This is a genomic window from Rhodococcus sp. NS-SX18 (assembly GCF_057367935.1).
The window spans coordinates 4,566,207-4,591,069 of record NZ_CM170633.1 but is presented as its reverse complement, the minus strand read 5'-3'; the positions used below and the strand labels follow the sequence as shown (position 1 = coordinate 4,591,069).

25 protein-coding genes and 2 riboswitches are annotated in these 24,863 nt (G+C 68.7%); of the genes, 20 read left to right on the top strand and 5 right to left on the bottom strand.

Annotated elements, in window-relative coordinates:
* The first annotated feature begins 19 nt into the window (after positions 1-19).
* Positions 20-114, top strand: a riboswitch (TPP riboswitch).
* The 3 genes from thiD (at position 105) to AC2IPW_RS20955 (ending at position 3,278) form a co-directional block, all read left to right on the top strand.
* On the top strand, positions 105-932 hold the full coding sequence (gene thiD, locus AC2IPW_RS20965; RefSeq protein WP_486375587.1) for a bifunctional hydroxymethylpyrimidine kinase/phosphomethylpyrimidine kinase: 828 nt from the start codon (positions 105-107) through the stop codon (positions 930-932). It overlaps the preceding riboswitch by 10 nt.
* A 130-nt stretch (positions 933-1,062) precedes the next feature.
* A riboswitch (TPP riboswitch) is annotated at positions 1,063-1,155 on the top strand.
* Between the two features lie 54 nt (positions 1,156-1,209).
* On the top strand, positions 1,210-1,974 hold the full coding sequence (locus AC2IPW_RS20960) for a 3-oxoacyl-ACP reductase (protein WP_486375586.1): 765 nt from the start codon (positions 1,210-1,212) through the stop codon (positions 1,972-1,974).
* Positions 1,974-3,278 carry an LLM class flavin-dependent oxidoreductase gene (locus AC2IPW_RS20955; RefSeq protein ID WP_486375585.1) on the top strand — a complete coding sequence of 435 codons (1,305 nt, stop codon included), beginning with the start codon at positions 1,974-1,976 and terminating at the stop codon, positions 3,276-3,278. The genes AC2IPW_RS20960 and AC2IPW_RS20955 overlap by 1 nt, the downstream gene beginning before the upstream one ends.
* Positions 3,279-3,321: 43 nt before the next feature.
* On the opposite strand, the gene AC2IPW_RS20950 is transcribed toward AC2IPW_RS20955, so the two are convergent.
* Positions 3,322-3,825, bottom strand: coding sequence for an FBP domain-containing protein (locus AC2IPW_RS20950; protein ID WP_486375584.1), 504 nt, complete (start codon positions 3,823-3,825; stop codon positions 3,322-3,324).
* Between the two features lie 27 nt (positions 3,826-3,852).
* Between AC2IPW_RS20950 and AC2IPW_RS20945 the strand changes: the two genes are divergently transcribed.
* The 13 genes from AC2IPW_RS20945 (at position 3,853) to AC2IPW_RS20885 (ending at position 18,025) form a co-directional block, all read left to right on the top strand.
* Complete coding sequence (locus AC2IPW_RS20945) at positions 3,853-4,554, top strand: TetR family transcriptional regulator (protein ID WP_486375583.1); 702 nt, start codon at positions 3,853-3,855, stop codon at positions 4,552-4,554.
* 228 nt (positions 4,555-4,782) lie between these two features.
* Positions 4,783-6,072 carry an ATP-grasp domain-containing protein gene (locus AC2IPW_RS20940; protein WP_486375582.1) on the top strand — a complete coding sequence of 430 codons (1,290 nt, stop codon included), beginning with the start codon at positions 4,783-4,785 and terminating at the stop codon, positions 6,070-6,072.
* A complete protein-coding gene (locus AC2IPW_RS20935; RefSeq protein WP_486375581.1) occupies positions 6,069-6,917 on the top strand; it encodes a hypothetical protein in 849 nt (282 codons plus the stop codon). Before AC2IPW_RS20940 ends, AC2IPW_RS20935 begins: the two co-directional genes overlap by 4 nt.
* Positions 6,914-7,987 carry a PLP-dependent cysteine synthase family protein gene (locus tag AC2IPW_RS20930; RefSeq protein WP_486375580.1) on the top strand — a complete coding sequence of 358 codons (1,074 nt, stop codon included), beginning with the start codon at positions 6,914-6,916 and terminating at the stop codon, positions 7,985-7,987. The genes AC2IPW_RS20935 and AC2IPW_RS20930 overlap by 4 nt, the downstream gene beginning before the upstream one ends.
* Positions 7,984-9,012, top strand: coding sequence for an enolase C-terminal domain-like protein (locus AC2IPW_RS20925; protein WP_486375579.1), 1,029 nt, complete (start codon positions 7,984-7,986; stop codon positions 9,010-9,012). The genes AC2IPW_RS20930 and AC2IPW_RS20925 overlap by 4 nt, the downstream gene beginning before the upstream one ends.
* Entirely contained in the window at positions 9,009-10,265 is a 1,257-nt protein-coding gene (locus AC2IPW_RS20920) for an MFS transporter (RefSeq protein ID WP_486375578.1), read from the top strand. Before AC2IPW_RS20925 ends, AC2IPW_RS20920 begins: the two co-directional genes overlap by 4 nt.
* Positions 10,262-11,092, top strand: coding sequence for a class I SAM-dependent methyltransferase (locus AC2IPW_RS20915; protein WP_486375577.1), 831 nt, complete (start codon positions 10,262-10,264; stop codon positions 11,090-11,092). Before AC2IPW_RS20920 ends, AC2IPW_RS20915 begins: the two co-directional genes overlap by 4 nt.
* Positions 11,093-11,147: 55 nt before the next feature.
* Complete coding sequence (locus AC2IPW_RS20910; protein WP_102031593.1) at positions 11,148-12,716, top strand: ABC transporter substrate-binding protein; 1,569 nt, start codon at positions 11,148-11,150, stop codon at positions 12,714-12,716.
* Between the two features lie 32 nt (positions 12,717-12,748).
* Positions 12,749-13,663, top strand: a complete 915-nt coding sequence (locus tag AC2IPW_RS20905) for an ABC transporter permease (RefSeq protein ID WP_486375576.1) — start codon at positions 12,749-12,751, stop codon at positions 13,661-13,663.
* A complete protein-coding gene (locus AC2IPW_RS20900) occupies positions 13,660-14,496 on the top strand; it encodes an ABC transporter permease subunit (protein WP_486375575.1) in 837 nt (278 codons plus the stop codon). The genes AC2IPW_RS20905 and AC2IPW_RS20900 overlap by 4 nt, the downstream gene beginning before the upstream one ends.
* Positions 14,493-15,932, top strand: a complete 1,440-nt coding sequence (locus AC2IPW_RS20895) for an ABC transporter ATP-binding protein (RefSeq protein ID WP_486375574.1) — start codon at positions 14,493-14,495, stop codon at positions 15,930-15,932. Before AC2IPW_RS20900 ends, AC2IPW_RS20895 begins: the two co-directional genes overlap by 4 nt.
* A 75-nt stretch (positions 15,933-16,007) precedes the next feature.
* On the top strand, positions 16,008-17,213 hold the full coding sequence (locus AC2IPW_RS20890) for an enhanced intracellular survival protein Eis (protein WP_486375573.1): 1,206 nt from the start codon (positions 16,008-16,010) through the stop codon (positions 17,211-17,213).
* A gap of 275 nt (positions 17,214-17,488) precedes the next feature.
* On the top strand, positions 17,489-18,025 hold the full coding sequence (locus tag AC2IPW_RS20885; protein WP_486375572.1) for an HD domain-containing protein: 537 nt from the start codon (positions 17,489-17,491) through the stop codon (positions 18,023-18,025).
* A gap of 599 nt (positions 18,026-18,624) precedes the next feature.
* Here the strand turns inward: AC2IPW_RS20885 and AC2IPW_RS20880 are convergent.
* The 4 genes from AC2IPW_RS20880 to AC2IPW_RS20865 all read right to left on the bottom strand — a co-directional run bounded on the left by AC2IPW_RS20880 (position 18,625) and on the right by AC2IPW_RS20865 (position 20,853).
* Positions 18,625-18,813 carry a hypothetical protein gene (locus tag AC2IPW_RS20880; protein ID WP_486375571.1) on the bottom strand — a complete coding sequence of 63 codons (189 nt, stop codon included), beginning with the start codon at positions 18,811-18,813 and terminating at the stop codon, positions 18,625-18,627.
* A gap of 150 nt (positions 18,814-18,963) precedes the next feature.
* Positions 18,964-19,542, bottom strand: a complete 579-nt coding sequence (locus tag AC2IPW_RS20875; RefSeq protein WP_486375570.1) for a VOC family protein — start codon at positions 19,540-19,542, stop codon at positions 18,964-18,966.
* 254 nt (positions 19,543-19,796) lie between these two features.
* A complete protein-coding gene (locus AC2IPW_RS20870) occupies positions 19,797-20,246 on the bottom strand; it encodes a VOC family protein (RefSeq protein WP_486375569.1) in 450 nt (149 codons plus the stop codon).
* 79 nt (positions 20,247-20,325) lie between these two features.
* On the bottom strand, positions 20,326-20,853 hold the full coding sequence (locus AC2IPW_RS20865) for a flavin reductase family protein (RefSeq protein WP_040781099.1): 528 nt from the start codon (positions 20,851-20,853) through the stop codon (positions 20,326-20,328).
* 246 nt (positions 20,854-21,099) lie between these two features.
* Here AC2IPW_RS20865 and AC2IPW_RS20860 point away from each other — a divergent pair, with 246 nt between their 5' ends.
* The 4 genes from AC2IPW_RS20860 to dmpG all read left to right on the top strand — a co-directional run bounded on the left by AC2IPW_RS20860 (position 21,100) and on the right by dmpG (position 24,849).
* Positions 21,100-21,969 (top strand): alpha/beta fold hydrolase, encoded by an 870-nt coding sequence (locus AC2IPW_RS20860; RefSeq protein ID WP_054371298.1) that lies wholly within the window; start codon positions 21,100-21,102, stop codon positions 21,967-21,969.
* A 117-nt stretch (positions 21,970-22,086) separates the two neighbouring features.
* The gene (locus AC2IPW_RS20855) at positions 22,087-22,872 is read left to right on the top strand and encodes a 2-keto-4-pentenoate hydratase (RefSeq protein ID WP_003934760.1); all 786 of its coding nucleotides are present in this window, start codon (positions 22,087-22,089) and stop codon (positions 22,870-22,872) included.
* Between the two features lie 12 nt (positions 22,873-22,884).
* A complete protein-coding gene (locus AC2IPW_RS20850) occupies positions 22,885-23,787 on the top strand; it encodes an acetaldehyde dehydrogenase (acetylating) (RefSeq protein WP_003934759.1) in 903 nt (300 codons plus the stop codon).
* A 39-nt stretch (positions 23,788-23,826) separates the two neighbouring features.
* On the top strand, positions 23,827-24,849 hold the full coding sequence (dmpG, locus tag AC2IPW_RS20845; RefSeq protein ID WP_416061858.1) for a 4-hydroxy-2-oxovalerate aldolase: 1,023 nt from the start codon (positions 23,827-23,829) through the stop codon (positions 24,847-24,849).
* Positions 24,850-24,863: the final 14 nt, after the last annotated feature.

The following is a 24,863-nucleotide window of genomic DNA, read 5'->3' as shown; positions in this document are numbered from 1 at the left end:
CGAGGTCGACGCCTATGATCCTCTCGACACGGGGTGCCCGGTAGGAGGGCTGAGATCACACCCGTCGAACCTGCTCTAGTTCGTACTAGCGAAGGGATGTCCGAATGTCGATGTCTGCTGTTCCACCGCCGCGAGTGCTTTCCATTGCCGGTACGGATCCGACCGGCGGCGCCGGCATCCAGGCGGACCTGAAGAGCATTGCCGCGCATCGAGGCTACGGGATGGCGGTGGTCACGGCGTTGGTCGCCCAGAACACGTGCGGTGTACGCAGTGTCCACCTTCCTCCGGCATCGTTTCTCACCGCTCAACTCGAAGCGGTCAGCGACGATGTCACCGTCGACGCCGTCAAGATCGGCATGCTCGCCGACACCGATCAGGTGCAAGCCGTCGCCGAATGGCTTGCAACGGTCGCGCCCCCCGTGGTGGTGCTCGATCCGGTCATCGTCGCCACCAGCGGCGACCGGTTGCTCAGCCGCGAAGCCGAAAGGGCGCTCGAAGACCTCATTCCCCAGGTCCATCTGATCACGCCGAACGTTCCTGAACTCGCAGTCCTCAGCTCCACGTCTCCGGCCGACTCCTGGGAGGAACTGCTCGGGCAAGCCCACGAGATTGCCGATCGCTATGGGGTGGCGGTGTTGGCCAAGGGCGGACATCTTCCTGGAGACACCGTCTACGACACCGTCATCGGCCCTCTAGCGGGGGAGGACGATGCGGTCGTGGTCGACAGTCCCCGCATACGCACCTCGAACACGCACGGCACCGGTTGCTCGCTGTCGGCAGCCATGGCTACCCTTCGGCCGCAGCGAGAAAGCTGGGATGCCGCGCTCGAGGAAGCCAAACGGTGGCTCACCGCAGGCATCGAAGCAGGCGGGGAGCTGCATGTCGGTTGCGGCCATGGCCCTGTCCACCACTTCGTCGATCTGTGGACGTGATCTGCTGTCGAGGAACAATATTGCCGTGCGCGCCGCCCTCGAGCCGGGTGGCAATCCCGGGCAGGCTCGTGATTTGCCCGAAGTGACAGTGAAGTTCGACGGACAGGCACAACCGGGGTAGTCTTGCGACGGACTCGACACGGGGTGCCGGAAACGGCTGAGAGACAGACCCGTCGAACCTGATCTCGATCATGCGAGCGAAGGGATGCCGAGCCGGCGCGGCCGTGTGGTCCGTCGCTGCGGTGAACCCCTTCCCACCGAAGGGAAACAACACACAATGCTCCTGCAGAACCAGACGGTACTCGTCACCGGCGCCGGGCGCGGTCTCGGTCACCACCTCGCACAGTCGTTCGCCGACGAGGGCGCCGCCGTCGTAGTCAATTACCGCAACAGCAGCGACGCCGCCCACGCCCTTGCCCAGAAGATCGGCTCGGACCGCGCTGTCGCGCTGGCCGCCGACGTGACCGACCCCGCCCAGGTCGACGCCATGCTCACACAGGCCAGGAAGCACTTCGGCCGACCGGTCACCACCGTGGTCAACAACGCGCTGCCCGACTTCTCCTTCAACGGCGACGCGCGCCGCAGGGCCGACCAGATCGGCTACGGCGATTTCGCCGCTCAACTCGACGGTATCGTCGGCGGCGCGATCAACACGGTCCAGGCGGTTCTGCCCGGCATGCGCGAGGCCGGCGGCGGCAGCGTCATCAATATCGGCACCAACCTGTTCCAGAACCCGGTGGTGCCGTATCACGACTACACCGCCGCCAAGGCAGCACTGCTGTCGCTGACCCGCACATTCGCGGCAGACCTGGGGCCTGAAGGCATCCGCGTGAACATGGTCTCCGGTGGGCTGCTGCGCACCACCGACGCATCGGCAGCGACCCCCGAGGAGGTATTCGAACTGATCGCCGCCTCCACGCCCCTGCGGAAGGTCACCACCCCGGAGGACTTCGCTGCCGCCGTCCTGTTCTTCGCTTCCGACTGGTCGCGAGCAGTCACCGGTCAGAACCTCGTGGTCGACGGCGGGCTGGTGATGAACTGATGCTGTCCCGCACCCTCCATCTCAATGCCTTTCTCCATGGTGTCGGCCATCATTCGGCGGCGTGGCGGCATCCGACATCCGCGGCGGAGCGAATCGGGGACATCACCTACTTCGAGGAACTCGCCCGGACAGCCGAGCGTGGCTGCTTCGATGCGGTGTTCTTCGCCGACGGACACTGCGTGAATACGAGCTACACGGCCGGGACCACGTGGTTTCTCGAACCCCTGACCGCGCTGTCCGCGATGGCGCGCGCGACGAAACACATCGGGCTGGTCACCACGGTGTCCGCGAGCTTCTACACACCGTTCCATGCGGCGCGGATGCTCGCGTCGCTGGACCACATCAGCGGTGGACGGGCCGGGGTGAACATCGTGACCTCGATGTTCGACGCGGAGGCCCGCAATCACGGGCTCGACGCTCTGCCGGACCATGCCGCGCGTTACGGCCGCGCCGAGGAGTTCATCGAGGTGCTGACTGCGCTGTGGGACTCGTGGGACGAGGCCGGCATCGCCGTCGATCGCGCCGCCGGTCGATACCTCGACGCCGACGCCATCCGTCGGATCGAGCACCGCGGTCAGCACTTCCGCGTCGACGGTCCGCTCACCGTCCCGCGCTGTCCACAGGGGCGTCCGGTGCTGTTCCAGGCAGGAGCGTCGGAGACCGGACGCAGCCTCGCAGCGCGGCACGCCGAAGCGGTGTACTCGGTTTCGTGGGATTCGGCTATGGCGCTCGACTTCGCCACCGATCTACGTGGCCGCGCTGCCGCCGCCGGACGAGATCCCGCGTCGATCGCGATACTTCCGGGCCTCGTCCCCTATGTCGGTCGCACCGAGGACGAGGCCCGGGCGAAGAAGGCGACGTTGGACGCGTTGATCGACATCGACGCCGCGCTCGCCCAGCTCGGCGTCTTCACCGGTCAGGACTACACGGGCCACGATCTCGACGCGCCGGTTGCCGACCTGCCGCCCATCGACCAGTTCTCCGGCCCCCAGGGTCGCTACGCAACGGTGCAACGGATCATCGGATCGCACCGGCCCACACTGCGTGGACTGCTCGGCTACCTCGCGGCCGGAGGAGGGCACGCGACGATGATCGGCACGCCCGAGGCGATCGCGGATCGGATCGAGGAGTGGTTCGTCGCCGGCGCCTGCGACGGATTCAACCTGATGTGTCCGGCGTATCCGGATTCGCTGGACGACTTCGTCGACCTGGTAGTCCCGGAACTGCAGCGCCGCGGCCTGTTTCGCACCGCATACCCCGGGACCACATTGCGCGACACGCTGGGACTGTGGTCCTTCGCGTGAAGACGCCCGGGTGACGGCGCCGCCCGGGTAGTGCACAGCGTGGTCACGGATCCTGCTCGTCCAACACCCGCCCGACGAATCCGCCGAGTCGAGTCTCGAGTTGCCGGATCCGAGTCTCGGTGGGCAGTGCTCGATCGGGCTGATTGCCGGGCAGAGGCGCCAGCTCCCGCACATACAGTGAGCATGCGAAGTTACTGCACATGTAGGTTCCGATGCTGTTTCCGGCCTTGCCGCCGGCGCCGGCCTTGCGCGCCGTGAACAGCGACGTCCCACCGGCGCGGTGAACGGCGTGACAGAGGGTGCACATCGTGCTGCGCGACCGGGACCCGTCGGTGTCGGCCTGGCGCAACTCGATGCCGACCGTGTGCTCGGCGCGCTGGGCAATCAGATATGCGCGGAGCGGAGCTCGAGGGTCCGTCCAGCCGAAGAAGTCGAGTTCCGCCCAGCGCACCGCGTCGAAGTCGGGTGGGAACGTCACCGTCCTGATCCTGCTGCGCGAGCTGTTGACGAACGACCCGAGGATCTCGTCGCGGGACAGTGCCTGCATCACCATTCTTCCTTCCACGTTTGATTCATGAAACGTGTGGAGTATAAACTCGCCGGCATGGGTCGCCACAAGGATGTCGAGCGTCGGCGCGCACTCCTCGAGGGCTGTTGCGCCTACGCCGAGGAGCGCGGGCTGTTCGGTCTCACTCTGCGTCCGCTGGCCGAGCGGCTCGAAACGTCGACCAGAAATCTCCTCCACCACTTCGGTAGTCGTGAGAACCTGATCGCCGAGATCGTCGACCGCACTCTGGTGACCCATCTGGCCGCGTCGCGGGAGCTGCTCCTGCGGATCCGCGATCTCTCGGTGGACGAGTCGTCGCCGTCGGTGACCGCCGCCCACGTGACCTCCGTGATCTCGCAGGGGCTCGAGATGGCCTGGGTAGACGCGCACACGCCGGGTGGGCGCCGGCGAACCGCCATGTTCTTCGAGATCTATACCGCAGCGACGCGGGATCCCGAGCTGCAGCAGATATTCCTCGTCCCCGTGGTAACCGAATGGCTCGACCCCATGGCCGCGGCGATCGAGGCCGCGGGCGCGTCACCGGGCGCGGCACGGTCCGTCGCCTCACGCATCCTCGCGGCCCATCGGGGTCTCCTCCTCGAGGATCTCGCGCTCGGCTGCAACGTCGCCACCGATGCCGCGCATCGTGACGCCGTCCTGGCGGTCCGTACCGAGATCTCCCGTGCGACTTCCCCTGGCGAGCACGAGGTGCATGACGCGGCGAGGTGAGCGACCCGCCGGCCGTTCGTCATGCTTCCGATTCCCCGCTGTTCCGGGCTTTCCCGGTGCCGCTGGCCTGCGTGGTATCGAGCCCCGGCTCGATCAGCGGACCTCCGTGGGCGACCCTTCTCACCGACCGCGTAATCCTCCGGCACCGACCGGTCTTGCTAATGATAACGATTGTCAGTAGCTTCTGTGTCGCTGGGTACTGCGGAGGATGCGAGCGGAAGGCCACGTGTGGCACACCTACTGCTGGTGGAGAGTTGGGTCGGAGCAATGGGAACGTTGCTGCCGAGAGCGATTGCCGACCTGGGAGTCGAGTTCACCTTTCTGACCCGACGACCGGAGCACTACCCGGACACCCTGCCGGACGGTTCCCCGCATCCGCTGCGTCTCGGTCGTGCGGTGGTCACTGCCGAGACCAACGATCCGGCTGCCGCACTCGAGGCGGCGCGGCGGATCGATGTCGAGGCAAGGATCGACGGCGTCCTCACCAGCTGCGACTACTACCTGCCGACCGCCGCGCGAATTGCCGCCGCACTCGGACTTCCCGGTCCGGCGCCCGACGCGATCGAGACGGCCTGCGACAAGGCGCGCACCCGGACGGTGTTGGATTGCGTCGGCGTCCCGGGGCCCCGGCACACCACCGTGTCGGTCGACGACCCGATCCGGCTCCGTACCGCGGCCGAGTCGGTGGGCTTCCCCTTGGTGGTCAAGCCCATCGATCTGTGTGCGGGAATGTTCGTGCGACGCGCGGACAGTTGGCTGGATGTCGAGTCGGCGGTGGACGCACTGCGGGGATTCGAGGTCAATGCGCGTGGGCAGCGGCGGAGTCCGGTGGTGTTGCTCGAGGAGTTCCTCAACGGTCCGGAATTCAGTGTGGAGAGCTGGATTTCGCGCGGCAAGGTCCACACGATCGGCGTGACCGACAAGAGCCTGGGTGGGGTGTCGGGTTTCGTGGAGACCGGGCACATGTTCCCGGCCGACCTGGCAGAGCGGGACCGCGTGAAAGTGGTGGCCGCCGCGGAGGACGCGATCGATGCGGTGGGTCTCGATCACGGGGTGGTGCACACCGAACTACGCCTGACCGCCGCCGGGCCCCGGATCATCGAGATCAATCCACGGCCGGCCGGCAACCAGATCACCGAGCTGATCCGGCATGTGAGCGGAGTCGACCTGCCGCGGGTGGCGGTCGAGCTCGCACTGGGACGCGAGCCGATCCTCCCGACGATCCCGGACGAGCAGCGTGACGGCGGACGGCCCTCGAGCGCAGCCGTGAGCATGCTGGTGCCGACGAGGGCGGGTGTCGTCGCCGGAATCGAAGGAATCGACACCGTCACAGCCGATCCGGCAGTGGTCTCGGCGGCGTTCAAGGGGCCCGGTCACCGAACCACGCCGGGAATGGACAACAACAGCTACCTGGGCAGCGTCGTCGTCGTCTCGTCGGAACGGTCCGGGGCCCGCCCGTTGGCCGAGCGCCTGTTGTCGTCGATCTCCGCCACATACGGCGAGGAGCCGGCGTCGTGACTACCACCTCAGCGATCGGTACCGCGACGAACGGTCGCCTGGCTGCGCTTCTCGAACGCTACCGCACCGACCCTGCCCGGCGTCCCCCGCGCGACGTGGTGGTGTCGGTTGCGTTCACCACGTCACAGGGGGCACGGCACAGCGGGCGCAGTGGTGGCTACCGCAACCAGGTGATCTCGCTGCGGGTCGGGGCTGCGACGGGCTCGTGCGCGGTCGAGCCGGGCTCGGTGGACCCGGAGATCGTGCACGCCTGCGCAGGGGTGGCGGTGACCGATCTGCTGCACCATGCCGAGATCGCCGTGCAGATCGCCGCACTCGACGCCTACCTGACGCACCGGTGCCCGCACGCGGGTGAGCCTCGCGCAGTGACGGTGCAGCTGGATTCCGGGGATTCGCTGCAGCGCTCGCTGGCCCGGGCGCATCACGTGACCGGACTGGTCGACGCTCCACCGGGCGGGCGGGTGCTGGTGATCGGAGTGGTCAACTCGCTGCTCGTCAGCTTGCGCGAGCGCGGACTGCGGTACGTGCCGTGTGATCTGAAGGGCGGCACCACCGAGTGGGGTGAGCCGATCGTCACCGACTTCGCCGAGCATCTCGACGAGTGTGATGCGGTGCTGGCCAGCGGAATGATGCTGGGCAACGGCACCGTCGACACCTTGTTCGCGCGGGCGGCAGCGTCCGACCGGCGGCTTCCGGTCGCGATGTTCGCCCAGAGTGGCGCCGCGGTCGCCCGGGAGTTGCTCGGCCGCGGCATCGACGCGCTCTCGGCCGAGCCGTACCCGTTCTTCTGGCTGACCGGGGACACCGGCCCGATCTACCTGTACCACGGGTCGCGGGCACGATGACCGTGATCGATTCGCCGGCGCGGGTGGGGAACAGCCCACTCGTGCGCATCCTCACCCCGGTGCCGAACCCGCATCCGGGCTACTTCGCGAAGATCGAGTCGCTCGGTTTCGGTGGGCTCAAGGCACGGTCGGCCCTGTCGATGCTGGTCGGTGCCCGGCGACGCGGGCAGCTGCGGGACGGCGCTCGGATCGTCGAATCCACCAGCGGCACTTTGGGGGTGGGGCTGGCATACGTAGCACAGCCACTCGGCCACCCCGTCACCCTGGTGGTGGACTGCGAGCTCGAGCCCGCCATGCGCAATCTGCTGTGCGCGTTGGGTGCCACCTTGGAGATCGTGGACCGTCCGCACCCGGAGGGCGGGTGGCAGCAGGCCAGGCTCGACGTCCTGCACCGGATTCTTGCCGCCGACCCGGATGCATACTGGCCCAACCAGTACGACAATCCCGACAACGCCGTGGGCTACCACGGGCTCGCCGACGAGATCGTCGCGGGCCTGGCCGCACAGGGTATCGAGCGGGCCGAGGTGCTTGTGTGCAGTGTGGGCACCGGCGGCCACAGCAGCGGAGTGGGTCTGCGGTTGCGGCAGCTGTGGCCGGACCTGCGGATCATCGGGGTCGATGCGGTGGGGTCGACGATCTTCGGACAGCCCGCCACCTGCCGGGTCATGCGGGGACTGGGTAGCAGCGTGCATCCGGGCAATGTGCGATACGAGATGTTCGACGAGGTGCACTGGGTCGGCCCGCGCGAGGCCGTGCACGCCTGCCGCAGCCTGGCGCGGGACGGCTTCCACACCGGCGGCTGGTCGACGGGTGCAGTGGCCACGGTGGCCGGGTGGGCGGCCACCCGCTGGCCGGGCCCGGTGGTCACCGTCTTTCCGGACGGCCCCGATCGTTACCTGCGCACCATCTTCGACGACGACTGGTGTGCTCGGCACGGCCTGCTCGCTCCGCCGCGAACACATCCGCACGAGATCGCCGAGTACGGGGACCCGGCGGAGTGCTGGACGCGGTGCGAAGCCGTGCGGGCCCCGCAGCCGGGGGCGAGGGACCGGATGGAGACGGCGCGATGAGCCTGACCTGGTCGGTGAGCACCCTCGCCCTGGCCCGGCCGTTCCGGATCAGCCGGGCGGTGATGTCGTCCCGTCAGGCGGTCACGGTCACCGTGATCGATCCCGACACGGGATCGTGCGGCCGCGGCGAGGTCGTCACCTCCACATTCGCGGGCCTGGACGTGCACCTCATCGAGACCCAGCTGCGGGCAGTCGCTGCGTGCTGCGGTGCCCCAGGGATTCCCGAAACGATCCCGGCGCAGGTGCACCCGGCGGTCGCCGGCGCCGTGTGGTCCGCCGTCGCCGACTACCGGGCACGCGTGAACAGGCAGACGGTCGCTGCGCACCTCGGACTGCCGCTGTCCGCCGAGATCCCGATCTCCCGCACCCTCGGAATCGGTGCGCCCCAGGACATGGCCGCCGAGGCCGCCGAGTTGTCGCAGCGTGGGTTCACTCTGCTGAAGGTCAAGACCGACGCCGACCCGACCGAATCGGTCCGGCGGCTGGCCGCCATCGCCGCTGCCGCTCCAGGCGTGGATCTGATCGTCGACCCGAACGAAGCGTGGACCGCGGCCACCGCCCTGTCAGTGCTCGCCGACACCGGTGGTCTGCCGGTCGTCGCGCTCGAACAACCACTGCCGGTGCACGACCGAGACGGAATGCGGGAGCTGCGCAGCCGCACCGATCTTCCGCTCGTCGCGGACGAGGCGGTCCACGACCTGGCGGACCTGGACGAGCTGACCGGCCTCGCGGACGTGGTGAACATCAAACTCGCCAAGTGCGGCGGCATCTACCGCGCCCGTGCACTGGCCGTGGCGGCCGGCGCGCGCGGAATGGAGGTGATGCTCGGCTGCCTGGTGTGCAGCTCGCTGGGTATCGCCCCCGCGGCGCAGCTGGCGTCCCTGGCCCGGTGGTGCGATCTGGACGGGCACCTCCTGCTCGCCCGAGATCCGTGGACCGGCCTCGGGGGTGAAGACGGAAAGCTGCGTCCGAGCGGCCTGCCCGGACTCGGCGTGTACCGACCCGACAACGAGGAATCACGATGACCGCCACCGACTCCCCGGCCGGGACATTCGCTCTGCTGCGCAGTTTCCCCCGCTCGGTACAACTGCTGGTGCTCAATCAGTACGGCGTCAACACCGGCTTCTACATGCTGGTGCCGTACCTGTCGATGCATCTGACCGGGAACCTGGGTCTGTCCCTGGCGATCACCGGCCTGGTCCTCGGGGCGCGCACCCTCAGCCAGCAGGGTTTGTTCCTGATCGGGGGCACCGCTGCCGACCGGCTCGGACCCCATCGGGTCATCATCGCCGGCTGCGCACTGCGGTCGGTGGGCTTCGCGGTGTTCGCTGTGGGCACCAGCGTGCCGCTGCTGCTGCTCGCCTCCGTTCTGTCGGGATTGGCTGGGGCTCTGTTCAATCCGGCCGTGCGCTCCTACATCGCAGTTGCCGAACCCCGCCGCCGGGCGGAGGCGTTCGCGGTCTTCAATGTCTTCGCGCAGGCGGGAGCATTGTCGGGACCGCTGATCGGCAGCGCGCTGCTGACGGTGGACTTCCGTACCGTAGCCGTCGCCGCGGCGGTCGTCTTCGCTGCCCTGACCCTGGCGCAGTGGCGGTTTCTGCCCGCCCACCCGGTGGACCGCGCCGAGACGACGGTGCTGCGCGGCTGGGGTGCGGTGCTGGCCGACCGCCGGTTCGTGCTGTTCACGGTGGCCATGCTCGGGATGTTCGCCCTGCAGACGCAGATGTACCTGGTGTATCCGGTACTGGCCGGGCGGATCACCGACTGGAGTGGAGCTGTTGCGGTGCTGTTCCTGTCCACCACCGTCTTCGGGCTGCTCACCCAGGTGCGTCTGACTCGATGGTTCGATCGCCACACCAGCCGCGGCACCGCTATCGCGGCGGGACTGATCCTGATGGGTGCCGCGTTCGTGGTGGCACTGCCGGTCCTGTGGGGCGCACCCTCCCCCGGGGCGGGACGGATCGCGTTGGCGCTGGCGCCACTGGTGCTCTCCGCCCTGATCCTCGAAGCAGGCATCCTGATCGCGCAGCCGTTCGTGATGGAGCTGATCCCGGCATACGGGGCGTCGAACATCTCCGGGACTCTGTTCGGGATGTTCTACCTGGTCTCCGGGCTGGCTGCCGCCGGCGGAAACGCGCTGATCGGGTACGGCCTCGACCTGGGCAACGGGTGGCCCGGCGCGCTGATATGCATCGCCCTCGCGTGGGGCTCGGCCACCGGAATCTGGCTGTTGCACCGCCGCGGCCTGCTCGCCGACCCGGCCGGAGCACGGACATGACCGCGGCTGAGGAGGCTCGGAACTTGTTGACGGACAACCCCGCCCTGTACGAGGCACGATTTCCCGACCCGGACCACAGTGCCGCCCGGTTCGTCGACGACATTCTCGCGACCTACCTGACCTCCGACGCTCCGGCGCCGCGGACACACCCCGCGACGGTGCTGGACCTGGGCTGCGGCACCGGCCGCGACCTGGGATACCTGGCCCGACGCGGATACCGTTGCCTGGGCATCGACCAATCCCCGGCGATGGTGCGATTCGCGCAACACCAGTATCCCGGTGTGAGAGCCGCGGTCGGCGACCTGCGCACCTTCGAGGTCGACGCGGGCGTCGACGCCATCGTCTGCCTCGACAGTGCCCTGTTGTACTGCCACACCGACGCCGAGCTGGAATCATGCCTGCGCTGCTGCCGCAGGCACCTACGTCCCGGTGGGCTGCTGATCGCCGAAATGCGCAACGGCGCCTTCTTCCTCGGCAACACCGAACTTCTCGACGAGCCCACCCACTCGTCCTTCTCCTGGCACGCCCGCACCTGGCGGGCCGAGACCACCTTGTGGATCGACCACGCCGCCCAGCTGCTACGCCGCCGTCGGCAGTGGCAGATCCCGGAATCCGCCGAGCCCCTCGTCCAAACCTCGGCGTGGCGGTTGCTGTTTCCGCTGGAGCTGACCGGCCACCTGCAGCGCGCCGGGTTCGCGGTGCGGGCCCTGTTCGACACACCCGGACCCCGTACCGAGACCGGCTGGCCGGGGCGCTCAGCCCTGACCGATCTCGCCGGCACCGCACTCTGCGGAGACCGGATCCACGTGATCGCCGAGGCTCTCTGACTCACCCCCACGCTTCACCTCGACCCCTCGATCCATTGCTCAAGGAGAAACCCCGATGAATCCGGTCACCCTGTCCGCGCTGCCGCACCTGAGCCGGCGCTCGTTCCTCGGCCTCGGCGCCGCCGCCGGCGCCGTACTGCTCGGCGCATGCAGCACGAGCGGCGAGACCGCCCCCGCGCCCACCGCCGCGCCCCGGGACGGCGGCCGACTGCGAGCGGTGTTCGCCGGCGGTGGCGCACAGGAGGTGCTGGACCCGCACAAGACCAACCTGTACGCCGACGTCGCCCGCGCGAACGCGCTCTACGACAAACTCGTCGAATACGGCGACGACCTCGGCCCGGTACCGCGGCTCGCCACCGCCTGGCACCCGAACGCCGACGCGACCACCTGGACGGTGAAGCTGCGCCCGGCGGTCTTCCACGACGGCCGGCCGGTGCGCGCCGCCGACGTGCTGTACTCCTACCAGCGCATCCTCAACCCGGCGAACGCACTGCGCCCGCGGGCCTCACTCGAGGTGATCGACATCGCCCGCTCCCGCGCCCTCGACGACCACACCATCGAATTCGTCTGCGCGCGCCCGTGCGGGGAACTGGCGAACGTGCTGGCCGCGTTCGGCGCCTACATCATCCCGGAGGGCACCACCGACTTCAGCCGTCCGATCGGCTCCGGGCCGTTCACGTTCGTCTCGTTCGAACCGGGTCGCTCGCTCGTCACCGCGCGATTCCCGGACTACTGGGACGGCGCCCCCCATGTGGACGAACTCGAGATCCTCACCGCTCCGGACGAGACCGCACGGATCAACGCCCTGCTCGGTGGGCAGGTCGACTACGCCGACGACCTCGGTGTCACCTCGGCGCGCACCTACGAAAGCGACGCCCGGATGCAGATCCTGCGGTCGCCACGCAGCGCGATGTCGGCGTTCGCAATGAAGGTGGACCGGCCCCCCTTCGACAACGTGGATCTGAGGCGGGCGATGTTCGCCCTCGTCGATCGCGAGGAACTGGTGACCACCGTGCTGGGCAGCACCGGTGTGGTCGGCAACGACCTGTTCGGCAAGGACGCCAAATACTATGCCGCGGATCTGCCGCAGCGCGCTCTGGATCTGGACGAGGCCGAGGCCCTGATCCGCAAGGCCGGCGTCCGGAACACCACCATCGAACTGCAGACCACCGGTGCCACCAACGGATTCGTCGAGGCGGCGAACATCCTCGCCGAACAGGCCGGGCGCGCCGGACTGAAGATCGAGGTGAAAGTCACTGAGGGATCGACCTATTGGACGCGAACCCTCGACGAGGGTGTGCTGTCGAGTTTTCGCTCCGGGGCCATGCCCATCGAAACCCACCTCGCACAGCGGATGCTGTCGACATCGGCAAAGAACTACACCCAGTGGCGCCGCCCCGAATTCGACGCATTGTTCGCCACCGCCAGCGAAACCACCGACGAGAACATCCGGGCCCGCGCATATCAGCAGATGCAGTCGCAGCTCCACAGCGAGGGAGGTCTGCTGGTGTGGGGCTTCTCCGACGGCCTGCACGGCATGGCGCCGCATCTGGCGGGGATGGCCGAGAACGCGCCCAGCAACACCCTCGGGTACGCCCGCTTCGACCGGGCCTGGCTTTCGTGATGCTCGCCCGCTACGCCGGTACCCGCCTCACGGTGGGACTGGTCCAGGTGCTGGGCGTACTCGTCGTCGTCTTCTCGATCGCCGCCGCGCTGCCGGGGGACGCTGCGGTGGTGATCGCGGGCGATGACGCAGATCCGAGGCGGATTGCGCAGTTGCGCGAGCTCCTCGGGCTGGACCGGCCGCTGTCCGTGCAGTTCGGGGACTGGCTGACCGGTCTGCTCGGCGGCGACCTGGGCACCTCCGTGGTATCCGGGCGCCCGGTCACAGCGATGCTGGGCTCGGCGCTGGCGCCGACGCTGACCCTCGCTGCCCTGGCGTTCGTGGTGCTCGTCCCGTTGGCGCTGCTCCTCGGGGTGGTCGCCGCGGTGCGCCGCGGCCACCGGGTCCACCGGGCCGTCACGGCCCTGACCGTAGCGTTCTACGCGGCACCGGAATTCGCGGTGGCGATCGTGCTGGTGGCAGTGTTCGCGGTCGGGTTGGGATGGTTCGCGCCCACCGCGGTCGGCGCCGGCGGTCCGTTGCTGATGCAACCGGAGCTGTGGGTGCTGCCCGTACTGGTGCTGGTGATCCGCCCGGTGTGCTCGCTGTCGCGGTTGGTGCGCTCGTCGCTGATCACCACCCTCGACTCCGAATACATCCGGCACACCCGTCGCCTCGGTGTGCCCGTGCGGCGGGTGATCTGGCGGCATGCCTTGCCGGGCTCGCTCACGCCGGCGACACAGCATCTCGCGCGGGTCGCCGATTGGCTGCTCGGCGGGGTCGTGGTCGTCGAGGCGGTATTCGCGCTCGGCGGTCTCGGGCAGTTACTGGTCAGCGCGGTCAGCAGCCGCGACATTCCGCTGTTGATGGGATTGGTGACGGTGTTCGCGATGATCACGGTGGCCGTGAACACGGTCGCCGACATCGTGGCGTTCCAGCTCAACCCCACGGCCGGACTGGCATCGTGACCGGCTCCACGTTTCTCGGGCGTGCGAGTGGGCGGTCCCGGGTGCGCATCGGGGCTGCCCTGACCGCGGTCCCGCTCGCGGTCGCGCTGCTCGGGCCCCTGCTCACCGAACCCGGTGCCCGTGGCCCGGCGTTCACCTACGGGGACCAGTGGCTCCTGGGAACCGATTCCGAGGGGCGCGACCTGATCACACAGGTCCTTCTCGGGGGGCGGTCGCTGGTGCTGGTGGCCGCCGCGGCCGTGGCCCTGACCTACCTGCTCGCCGTGCCGTGGGGGGTAGCTGCCGCGACCGCCAGGCGACGGATCGTCGACGAGATGCTGATGCGGCCGTTGGATCTGCTGCTGTCGCTGCCGTCGATCATGGTACTGCTGCTGGCCGTGGCACTCACCGACGCCGACCTGCTCGTTCTGACAGTGACCGTGGCGGTGCTGCTGTTCCCGGATGCGGCGCGTCTGGTGCGGGCCTCGGCGCTGCACGCCGCGCACACCCCGGCCATGGAGGCGCTGGTCCTACAACAGGAAACCTGGTGGCGCCGGCAGCTCGGCTACCTGGGACGATCACTGCTCCCGATCCTCGCCGCGGACGCCGGACTGAGGTTCGTCGGGGCGATCTACCTGGTTGCCTCGGCCAGCTTCCTGGGGGTGAGCGCAGACTCGGCCGGCACCGACTGGGCCGTGATGATCGACCGCAACCGCGCCGGCCTCGCCCTCGTTCCGTGGGGTGTCGTCCTGCCCGCGGCCCTGATCATCGCCTTGGCGATGGGGGTGAATCTGCTGTTCGACTCCGGTGCTCGCGCGGCAACACGCGAGGTGTCGACGAGGAAGTGGCGATGACCGAGCTAATCCCGGCGGTCCAGGCCGCCGCTGTGCCCAGCGGCACCATCCGCGTGCGCGGACTGACCGCACGGACACCGGATCGGCTTCTGGTCGAAGGGGTCGATCTGGACATTCCCGCCGGGGTCGTCACCGCGCTCGTCGGGGCTTCCGGGAGCGGCAAAACCACCACCGCGCTGGCATTGATGGGTGAGCACCGCCCGGGGGTGGAGGTGACCACGGCCGTCCTGGACACGGGCGGGGCACGGTTCGGATATGTGCCCCAGCACCCCTCCTCGGCGCTGAACCCGGCCTTGCGGATCGGTACCGTGCTCGACGACATCGCTCGTGCCGGCCGAGGGCGCGGGCATCCGGTGAGCGTGGCCGACGCACTCGAACGTGCGGGCTTCGCCGACGATCCGGGCATGCTGCGCCGCTACCCGCATCAACTGTCGGGCGGGCAACAACAACGACTGGTCATCGCCCAGGCTCTGCTGACAGACCCGACGTGCCTGATCCTCGACGAACCCACTACCGGGCAGGACCCGGCTCGTCGGACGGCGGTCCTCGACGAGATCACCCGACTGGCCCGGCAGGGCCTGACGATCGTGCTCGTCACCCACGACCTGGACGCGGTCCGCGCGGTCGCCCAGCGTGTGATCGTCATGGGCGGCGGCCGGGTGCTCGAGACCGGTGATGCCGAGATCCTGCCGGTCGCCGCCCCGCAGATCCCGCAGACACGCGCCGACACTACGGATCGCCGCCCGACCCGGGCGGACGCCCGGTTGATCCTGGACGCCGTCTCGGCGGGGTACCGCAACACCGAAGTTCTGCAGCATTTCTCGCTCTCGCTCCAGCCAGGCGAATGTCTGGCACTTCACGGCCCCTCGGGCTGCGGCAAGACCACCGCGGCCCGGATCGTCGCGGGCTTGCACCCACCCACGGCCGGGCGGGTTCTTCTCGACGGCCACCCGTTGGCCGCATCGGTACGGCGACGGACCCGGCACCAGACGGCGGCGATCGGGTACGTCTTCCAGGACGCCAAGGCGGCCTTCGACCCGTATCGCAGCGTGTGGGAGCAGATCCTGCGCGGTCCGACACGCCTGCGCGGTGCCACCGGCCCGCAATCGGCCACGGCGGCCCGTCGCGCGCTCGACCAGGTGGGTCTGGCCGAACGGATCACCCGGCAGCATCCGTCCGCCCTTTCCGGCGGCGAGGCCCAGCGAGCCGCCCTCGCCCGTGCCCTGGCGGTCGAGCCGACGCTGCTCATCTGCGACGAAGTCACCACGGGACTCGACCCCGCATCCCGACAGCGGGTGCTCGACATCTTGTCCGATCTCGTACGAACACAACGCATATCCCTGCTGGTGATCAGCCACGACGGCGCCGTGGTGGACGCGATCGCCGACCGGGTCGTCGACATGACCCTGCAGGTCACGAACCGGGGGTCGCTGTGAGCACTGCCTCCGCACCGAGCCCGAACCGGACAAATCACTCGCGTTCGAGGGGCTGGTTGTGCCAGTCTCTCGGACATGACCGTGCACGACGCCCTCACCATCCGTACCGCCACCGACGACGACTGGCCGGCCCTGGAGCTGCTCGACTCGGTGGGCTTCGGCTATCACCCCATCGATGCCGAGCGGACGCTGCTTCGTCCGATGTTCCGCACGGAGAACATCGTGGTGGCAACCGAACGGGAGGTGCCGATCGGTCAGGCACTGTATCTGGACATGGAGATCACCGTGCCCGGCGGGCACCAGGTCCCGGCCTGCGGTGTCAGCTGGGTTTCGGTGGCCCCGACGCACCGTCGCCGCGGGGTGCTGCGGGCGATGTTCACCGAACTGCACCGCCGGATGGAGGCTACCGGGGCACCGCTCGCTGCCCTGACCGCCAGCGACGCCGGCATCTACGGGCGCTTCGGATACGGTCCGGCCACCGTCGTCACCGAGGTCACCGTCGATCGGCGCTTCGCTCGCTTCCGCGAGGACGCCCCCGATCCCGGCGGGGTGGCCCTCGCCGACGCTGCGACGGCGGCCGGCCGGTTGCCGGAACTGTACGATCGGTGGCGGCTGCACACGCCGGGTGCGCAGGCGCGTCCGAAAGCTGAGTGGGACTACACCTTCGCCGATCCCGAGGAGCGCCGGGACGGCGCCTCGGCGCTGTTCTTCCTGGTTCATCCCGACGGGTACGCCACCTTCCGCCGCAAAGGATCCGACGCCGAGCCGGTCGCGGTGGTCGAGGAGTTGGTCGCGATCACCGACGACGCCCACGCCGCGCTGTGGCGCACCCTGTGCGGACTGGACCTGACCCACCGCATCGAGGTCGTCCAGCATCCCGACGACCCGCTGCGTCTGCTGTTGACCGACTACCGTCTGCCGCGCACCACCGCACGGTTCGACGAGTTGTGGCTGCGGATCCTGGACGTGCCGGCCGCGTTGACCGCCCGCGACTATGCCGCCGATCTGGACACCGTGCTGGCGGTCCGGGATCCGTTCCGCAGCGCCGGAGGCACTTTCGCGTTGACGGTCCGCAACGGCAGGGCCCGGTGTGTCCGCACCGACGCGGCGCCGGTGATCACACTGGACCTGGACGCGCTGTCCGCGTTGTACCTCGGCGCGCACAAGGCCCGCACGTTTGCTGCAGCCGGCCGGGTGGAGGCGCGCAGTGCTCGTGATATCGCCGACGTGGACCGCGCGTTCGACGTCGCCCGCCCCGCAACACTGGGCTGGCACTTCTGATGGTGAACTCTCGCAGGAAGCGTCGGACAAGCCTCCTCTCCGGTCGACCCGACGGAAACGGTATCGGGAAGTCGTCATACCTCTTTGTGCAGGACAACATCTCATCCGTGTGAGAGGCACGATCCCCGGGTGGTCCTGCGAACTCCCCAGCGGTGATCGCGTACCTGCCGCCTGACGCGTACGTGCCCACAGGCGCCGGTGCCGACTCGGGTGAACGCTCGGGAAACCGCCGACGACAAATTGGTATAGACCAAATTTGGTGTACGCTGACACGCGTGAACTCTGACACGGAGGTCTTGGAAGAGACTGCTGCGCTGCTGGACTCGCTCCGCGATGTGTTCGACGGTGAGGCGGTGGACCAGCTCGATCACGCATTGCAGGCCGCCGGCCACGCGATCGCGGACGGAGCCGACGACGAGCTCGTGTTGGCCAGTGCGCTGCACGATCTCGCGCGCAGCCCGCTGATGGGGCCGACCACCGACGCACAGCACGACCGCGTAGCTCGGGAGTGGCTCGCGCCGCGCTTCGGGGAGCGGGTCGGCTGGTTGGCCGGAGCTCACGTCGCCGCCAAGCGCTACCTGGTGGCCACCGACCCGGCCTACACCCGAACATTGTCGTCGGAATCGATTGCGACACTGCATTATCAGGGAGGACCCGCGATCGAGGTGGAGTGGGTGACGCATCCTTGGTGGGCGGATGCCGTCCGGTTGCGGCGCTACGACGACCGCGCGAAAGTTCCAGGAGCGCAAGCCCCGACGATCGAAGATGTACTCGTTGTGGCCCTGCGGGTACGCGCCGGAACGGCAAAGTGACGACCACGGAGAGTCTGCCCGGGATTGAGCCCTGACCCTGCCGGGCGGGTGACGGACGGTTACTTGCGTATCGGTCCTGTCATACCTGCCCACATGGTGATGTGGTACGGGCCAGCGTGGAGCAGAGAGATGTTGCTGCCACGCCCTTGTCCTGTCGGCACGGAGGATTGAGACCGGGCCGGGCTGGGGACGGCAGCGATGGGACACCGACGCCTAGGGAGGCCCCGAGCTCGTCGTCCACCTGGACATCGAGCTCGGCCCGCGGCGTCTACCGTCCGGCCGACGCCGCTCCGCCGGCGGCCGGGCCCGCGGCCCAGGAGCTGCCGCCGTGTCGGCAGGGCCGCCGCGCCCAGCTCGACGCGGTACGGAAGGCGAAAAGCAGAACCGGAGACACCGCCCGCAAAAAAGGGGGGGACGTCTCCGGCTCAGCCTGTGCATCTGTAGTGCCCCGAGCGCATCCACGCCCTGCGACTGGGCTGGAAGCAGCAGCCGATGTCGTCGGCCCTCCACCGGAGGGACGTGTCGTCGGGCCTGCTCACAGCCAGTTTTCGGGGCATTCTGTGGGATGGCCGGGGACGAGGTAGGGCACACCCTGCCGGTCAGCGCCGCCGGCCCTGCAGTGTCGAGAGCAGAACGAACTTCGTGCCAATCAGCGCGAACGCCGTCTCGCTGTCACCGGCGACGAGCAGGTCCCGCTGGCAGGTATACAGCGCCGCGTTCGCAGGGGCGAGTTCGTCGTCGGTCATCGCAGCGGCCGCATCCCCGATCGCCCGCCTCGCATCACCCACGCCCACACGGTAACCAAGGGCTGGCCGACGAGCCAGGGAAAAAGCAGCGATGCCCCTGGGCCTGCCGTCGGCCTCGTATGCTCTGCTGCTGTGCGACGCCCCCAGAAGACCGAGGCCTAAGCCCGCGCTGCTGTGTCCGCGATGGATCCCTTACGGGGACCGAGGATCGCGCAGCGAGGTCATCGCGGCGACGAGTGTGGAATGGATGTAGTCGAGCTCGGGTGTGGTGAACGACTCCCAAGATTCGTCGGAAGTAGCACTGGCCGATGGGACGCCATCAGTCGCCCCTGCGCTCTCACCGTCCTCCCACGATGCCTGAACCGGGTCGTGCCGGTAGACCCACCACAAGTTCCCGAACGGGTCGGCGAAGCGCGAGAGCGTGTCGCCCCAGAAATCGGTCGGCTCGGTCACTATACGTGCACCATGTGACCGGGCGCGGTCGAGCGTGGCCGCGACATCGTCGACGTAGACGCGGGTGAACGCGGGCGTGTAGGGCCAGCCGAGCTTGCGGTCGGCGATGGTGAGCGTCGAGTCACCAACCAGCAACTCGGAGTGCAGGACGAGGCCATCGGTGTCGATCGTGCGTGCCTCGCGAACCTCGTGCGCCTCGAAGACGGCCACGAGGAACTCGAGCAGTCCGACGGCGTCGTGAGTCCAGATGAATGGGTTGACGGTGTTCGAACCGGCGGGAGCCGACGGGACGGAACGGCTGCGGTGGGACTGGGGCATTACTTCCTCCTCGGATAGGTCGTAGACCCACCGTGTCCTCTATTGAGGTCAGCGAATGACCGCAATCGCAAATTTGGGGACTGCCCGGCGCTGGTTGTATGAGGCCGTCACAATGAACTGACCGACCGAATCTCGGTCTGTACATGCTTTCGTCGACGAGTCCAAGCGATCGAGGGACTGCTGCAGAAAGGCGTTCTCGGACCTTCCGTCGCGCCCACGGCAACGCATCGACACATGGCAACGGCGCTCGCGCATCAGCCGATCTGCTCGAACAGCGACACGATGATCCCTTCGGGTCCACGCACGTAGGCCATCCGCACGCTGTTCTCGTACTCGCCGATGCCGCCGATGAGGCCGTACCCCTCCGCAGCCACCGCGTCGACGACCGCCTGGAGATCGCCGACCTCGAAGGACACGTTGCGCAGCCCGAGTTCGTTGGCCATCGCCATGGGCGATCCGGGCGCGTGGTCGGGCGTGACGAAGGTCGCGAGTTCCAACCGCGTCCCTCCGTCGGGCGGCCGCAGCACGGCGATCTCACAGTGCGCGCCGGGGATGCCGCAGACGGTCTCGACGAACTCGCCCTCCACGGATCCGGTGCCCTCGACCTCGAGACCCAGTCCGACGAAGAACGCCGTCACCGAGTCGAGGTCCGCGACGGTGATGCCGATGTGGTCGAAACGTCTCACGTGCGCCCTGGGATCCATCCTCCGATTGTCGTCGTGCCGATCCCGGGACGGCGACGGTATCGGCGACGGTGATGTCCGTTCCCGGCGACGGACCCGGTCAGGCCACCGGCACCGGGTGGTCGATCCCGAACCGGCCCCGGAAGAACACCATCGGCCGCTCCTCGCACACCGTGTCCAGCTCGAGCACCCGGCCGATGATCACGTCGTGATCGCCGGCGACGTGGACGTCGTGCACTTCCGCGTGCACGCGCATCAGCACGTCCGGCAGCGCCGGCGTCCCCCAGCGGGACACCTCCCACGCGAGATCCTCGTACTTGCGTCCCCGGCTCGAGCCGAACCGGGCGCACAGGTCGGACTGGTCCTCGCGGAGGACGTTGACGCAGAACCGCCCCGTCGCACGGATCCGGGGCCAGGCACGGCCGCGGTGGTCGGCGCAGAACAGGATCAGGGGCGGCTCGAGCGACACCGAGGCGAACGACTGGCACGCGAACCCCACCGGGCCCTCGTCGTCCAGTCCCGTCACCACCGTGACTCCGGTGGCGAACTGTCCCATCACCCGGCGCATGTCCTCCGGGCTGGGCGCGTCAGCTGTCGATGGTGCGAGGGTCGTCGTCTCGAGGGGCATGAGTCCACCTCCGGGTCGTGGGACGGATCGGCGTGAGCACGCCGTGGTCGATGGGCTCGACGCTAGGACAGGCCAGGGGAGGTCCGAACGGGCGTCCCGCTGAGCGGACGCGGCCGGCGGCGACCCGGTCGCCGGAGCGGCGATCTCGCTGAACGGGATGGTGTATGGCCGTCGTCGACCAGGGCTGGCAGCCTGCGGTTCGAATGGGCGGTGTGCCCGGCACCACGGCGACGAACAGGGACGACGATGACCGAAGTGAGCTACGAGGGGACCCTGAAGGAACTTTCCACCGATCAGGGTGTGCTGCGCTACCACGAGGCCGGCGACGGGCCGCCGCTGCTCCTGTTGCACGGCTCCGGACCCGGCGTGACGGGGTGGCGCAACTACCGCGGCGTCCTCGCCGACTTCGCACAGCACTTCCGCTGCCTGGTGCTCGAGTTTCCCGGTTTCGGCGTCAGCGACCCCGGTGACGGCCACCCGATGGTGATGGCGCAGGGGGCCGTCGGCACCTTCCTCGACGGGCTCGGTCTCGGTGCCGTGGACATGGTCGGCAACTCGATGGGCGGGATCGTCGCCGCCAAGGTCGCCATCGACGAGCCGCACCGCGTGCGCAAGCTCGTCACGATCGGCGGGATGGGCAAGAACGTCTTCGCGCCCGGTCCGGGCGAGGGCATCAAGCTGCTCATGGAGTTCACCGACAACCCGACCCGCGAGGGCCTCGTCCGCTGGCTGCAGTCCATGGTCTACGACCCCGCCGTGGTCACCGACCAGCTCATCGAGGAGCGCTGGGCGCTCGCCACCGAACCGAAGACCCTCGAGATCGCCCGCCGGATGTACAGCTCGAAGGCATTCGCCGCCGGTGCCGCCGCAGCGGCCGCGTCGAACGTCACCCCGTACTGGGCGCAGCTGCACAAGATCACCGCGCCCACTCTGCTGACGTGGGGCCGCGACGACCGGGTCAGCCCCGTGGACATGGCGATGCTGCCCATGCGCGACATCCCGAACTGCGAGCTGCACACGTTCCCGAAGTGCGGGCACTGGACGATGATCGAAGCCCGCGACGCGTGGCTGTCGGCCGTGCTCGCGTTCCTGCTGCGCGACGACGACCGCAGCTAGTCCACGATCCCGCTGAGCGGGAGGGCTTCCGCCGTCCCACCTGCGCATATGTCACCTTCGAGACAGCCCGATCGGCGCGACGACGCGCGGATCATCGACCAGTTCCAGGAGTGCACGATGCTCGACGGTTCCCGGCGACTCGCCGCCGCCGATCTCCTCTGGGCCGCCGAGCGCGACCGCGTCGCGATCGCCCCGCTGACGGAGACCTTTCCCGACATCGACGTGGTGGATTCGTACGAGATCCAGCTGATCAACATCCGCCGCCGGCTCGAGGCGGGTGCCACCGTCTACGGCCACAAGGTCGGCCTGTCGTCCGAGGTCATGCAGAAGATGATGGGCGTGGACGAGCCCGACTACGGACACCTGCTCTCGACGATGGTGTACTCCGAGGACGAGCCGATCGACACGGCGCAGTTCTGCTACCCGCGCATCGAGGTCGAGATCGGCTACGTCCTGGGCGAGACCCTGCCCGGCGAGGACTGCACCGAGGCAGACGTGCTGCGGGCGACCGAGTACATCGTCCCGAGCATCGAACTCATCGACTCGCGCATCGTGGACTGGCGCATCGGCCTGGCGGACACGATCGCCGACAACGCCTCGTCCGCGGGAGTGATCCTCGGAGCGGGCCGCATCGAACCGGACAAGGTCGACATCGGAGCGATCTCGGCGGTGCTGTACCAGGGCGACGAGGAGATCGCGCGCGGCGAGGCGGCAGCAGTGCTCGGTGACCCGACCCGCGCCGTCGCGTGGCTGGCCCGCAAGGTGGCGAGCTTCGGGGTGCGGCTCGAGGCCGGGCACGTGATCCTGCCCGGTTCGTGCACTCGCGCCGTCGATGCCCGCCCGGGCGACGTCTTCCGCGCCGATTTCAGCGACATCGGCTCCGTCTCAGTCGAATTCAAGTAAGGAAGTGCACCAGTGACGAAGGCTACCGCCGCGATCGTCGGGCCCGGCAACATCGGCACCGACCTGATGTACAAACTGCTGCGCTCGGATGTCATCGAGCCGCGGTGGATGATCGGTGTCGACCCCAGCAGCGAGGGCCTCGCCCGCGCGGCGACCGAAGGCCTGGTCGCGAGCCACGAGGGTGTGGACTGGCTGCTCGCCCAGGACGAGCGGCCCGACGTGATCTTCGAGGCCACCTCGGCCTACGTGCACCGCGCGAACGCCCCCCGCTACGCCGAGCTCGGCATCCAGGTCGTCGACCTGACCCCGGCCGCCCTCGGGCCGGCCGTCGTGCCCGCCGTGAACATGGGCGAACACGAGGACGCGCCGAACGTCAACCTCATCACCTGCGGTGGCCAGGCCACGATCCCGATGGTGCACGCCGTCTCCCGGGTCACCGAGGTCGAGTACGCCGAGATCGTCGCGAGCGTCGCCTCCCCGTCGGCCGGCCCCGGAACCCGCGCCAACATCGACGAGTTCACCATCACCACCAGCCGCGGCATCGAGACCATCGGCGGCGCCCGCAAGGGCAAGGCCATCATCATCCTCAACCCGGCCGAGCCGCCGATGCTCATGCGCGACACCGTGTTCTGCTCGATCCCCGAGGACGCGGACCGCGACGCGATCGCCGCATCGATCCACGAGGTGGCCGCCACGGTGCAGGGCTACGTCCCCGGCTACCGCCTGCGCGCCGAGCCGCAGTTCGACGACCCCACCCCGATGAGCGGGGGACGCGCCCGGGTGGCGATCTTCCTCGAGGTCGAGGGCGCCGGCGACTTCCTGCCGCCGTACTCGGGCAACCTCGACATCATGACCGCGGCCGCCACGAAGGTGGGCGAGAGCTTCGCGGCCAAGCTGCTCACCGCCCGCGTGTAGACCCCCACCGCAGACCGTACTTTCGAAGGAACACAGTCGATGCCCTACAGCGCTGATCTCGACATCCGGATCACGGACTCGTCGTTGCGTGACGGCTCCCATGCCAAGCGTCACCAGTTCACCGTCGAGGACGTGCGCTCGATCGTCGGTGCACTCGACGCCGCCGGTGTGCCCGTCATCGAGGTCACCCACGGCGACGGCCTCGGTGGCTCGTCGTTCAACTACGGCTTCAGCCGTACCCCCGAACAGGAGCTGATCAAGGCCGCCGTCGAGACCGCGACGCAGGCGAAGATCGCGTTCCTGATGCTGCCGGGTCTCGGTGTCCGGTCGGACATCCGTGAGGCCGCCGACAACGGCGCGTCGATCTGCCGGATCGCCACGCACTGCACCGAGGCCGATATCTCCGCCCAGCACTTCGGTCTGGCCCGCGAGCTCGGACTCGAGACCGTCGGATTCCTGATGATGTCGCACAGCCAGCCGCCCGAGGTGCTCGCGAAGCAAGCGCGCATCATGGCCGACGCCGGCTGCCAGTGCGTGTACGTCGTCGACTCGGCCGGCGCCCTCGTCCTCGAGGGGGTCTCGGACCGGGTCGCGGCCCTCGTCGCCGAGCTCGGCGATGACGCACAGGTCGGTTTCCACGGGCACGAGAACATGGGGCTCGGCGTGGCCAACTCGGTGCTCGCGGTGCGCGCCGGTGCACTGCAGATCGACGGCTCCACCCGCCGGTTCGGCGCCGGCGCGGGCAACACGCCCGTCGAGGCGTTCGTCGCCGTCGCCGAGAAGCTCAGTATCCGAACGGGTATCGACACCCTGAAGATCATCGACGCCGCCGAGGACGTGGTGCGGCCGATCATGGACGGCGAGTGCCTCCTGGACCGGATGTCGCTGACAATGGGGTATGCCGGCGTGTACTCGAGCTTCCTCAAGCATGCCGCCACGCACGCCGATCGGTACGGGGTCTCCGGCGCGGAGATCCTCATCGAGGCCGGCCGCCGCAACCTCGTCGGAGGCCAGGAAGACCAACTCATCGAGATCGCCGTCGGTCTCGCCGCCCAGAAGTAGACCCCCGGGTCCCG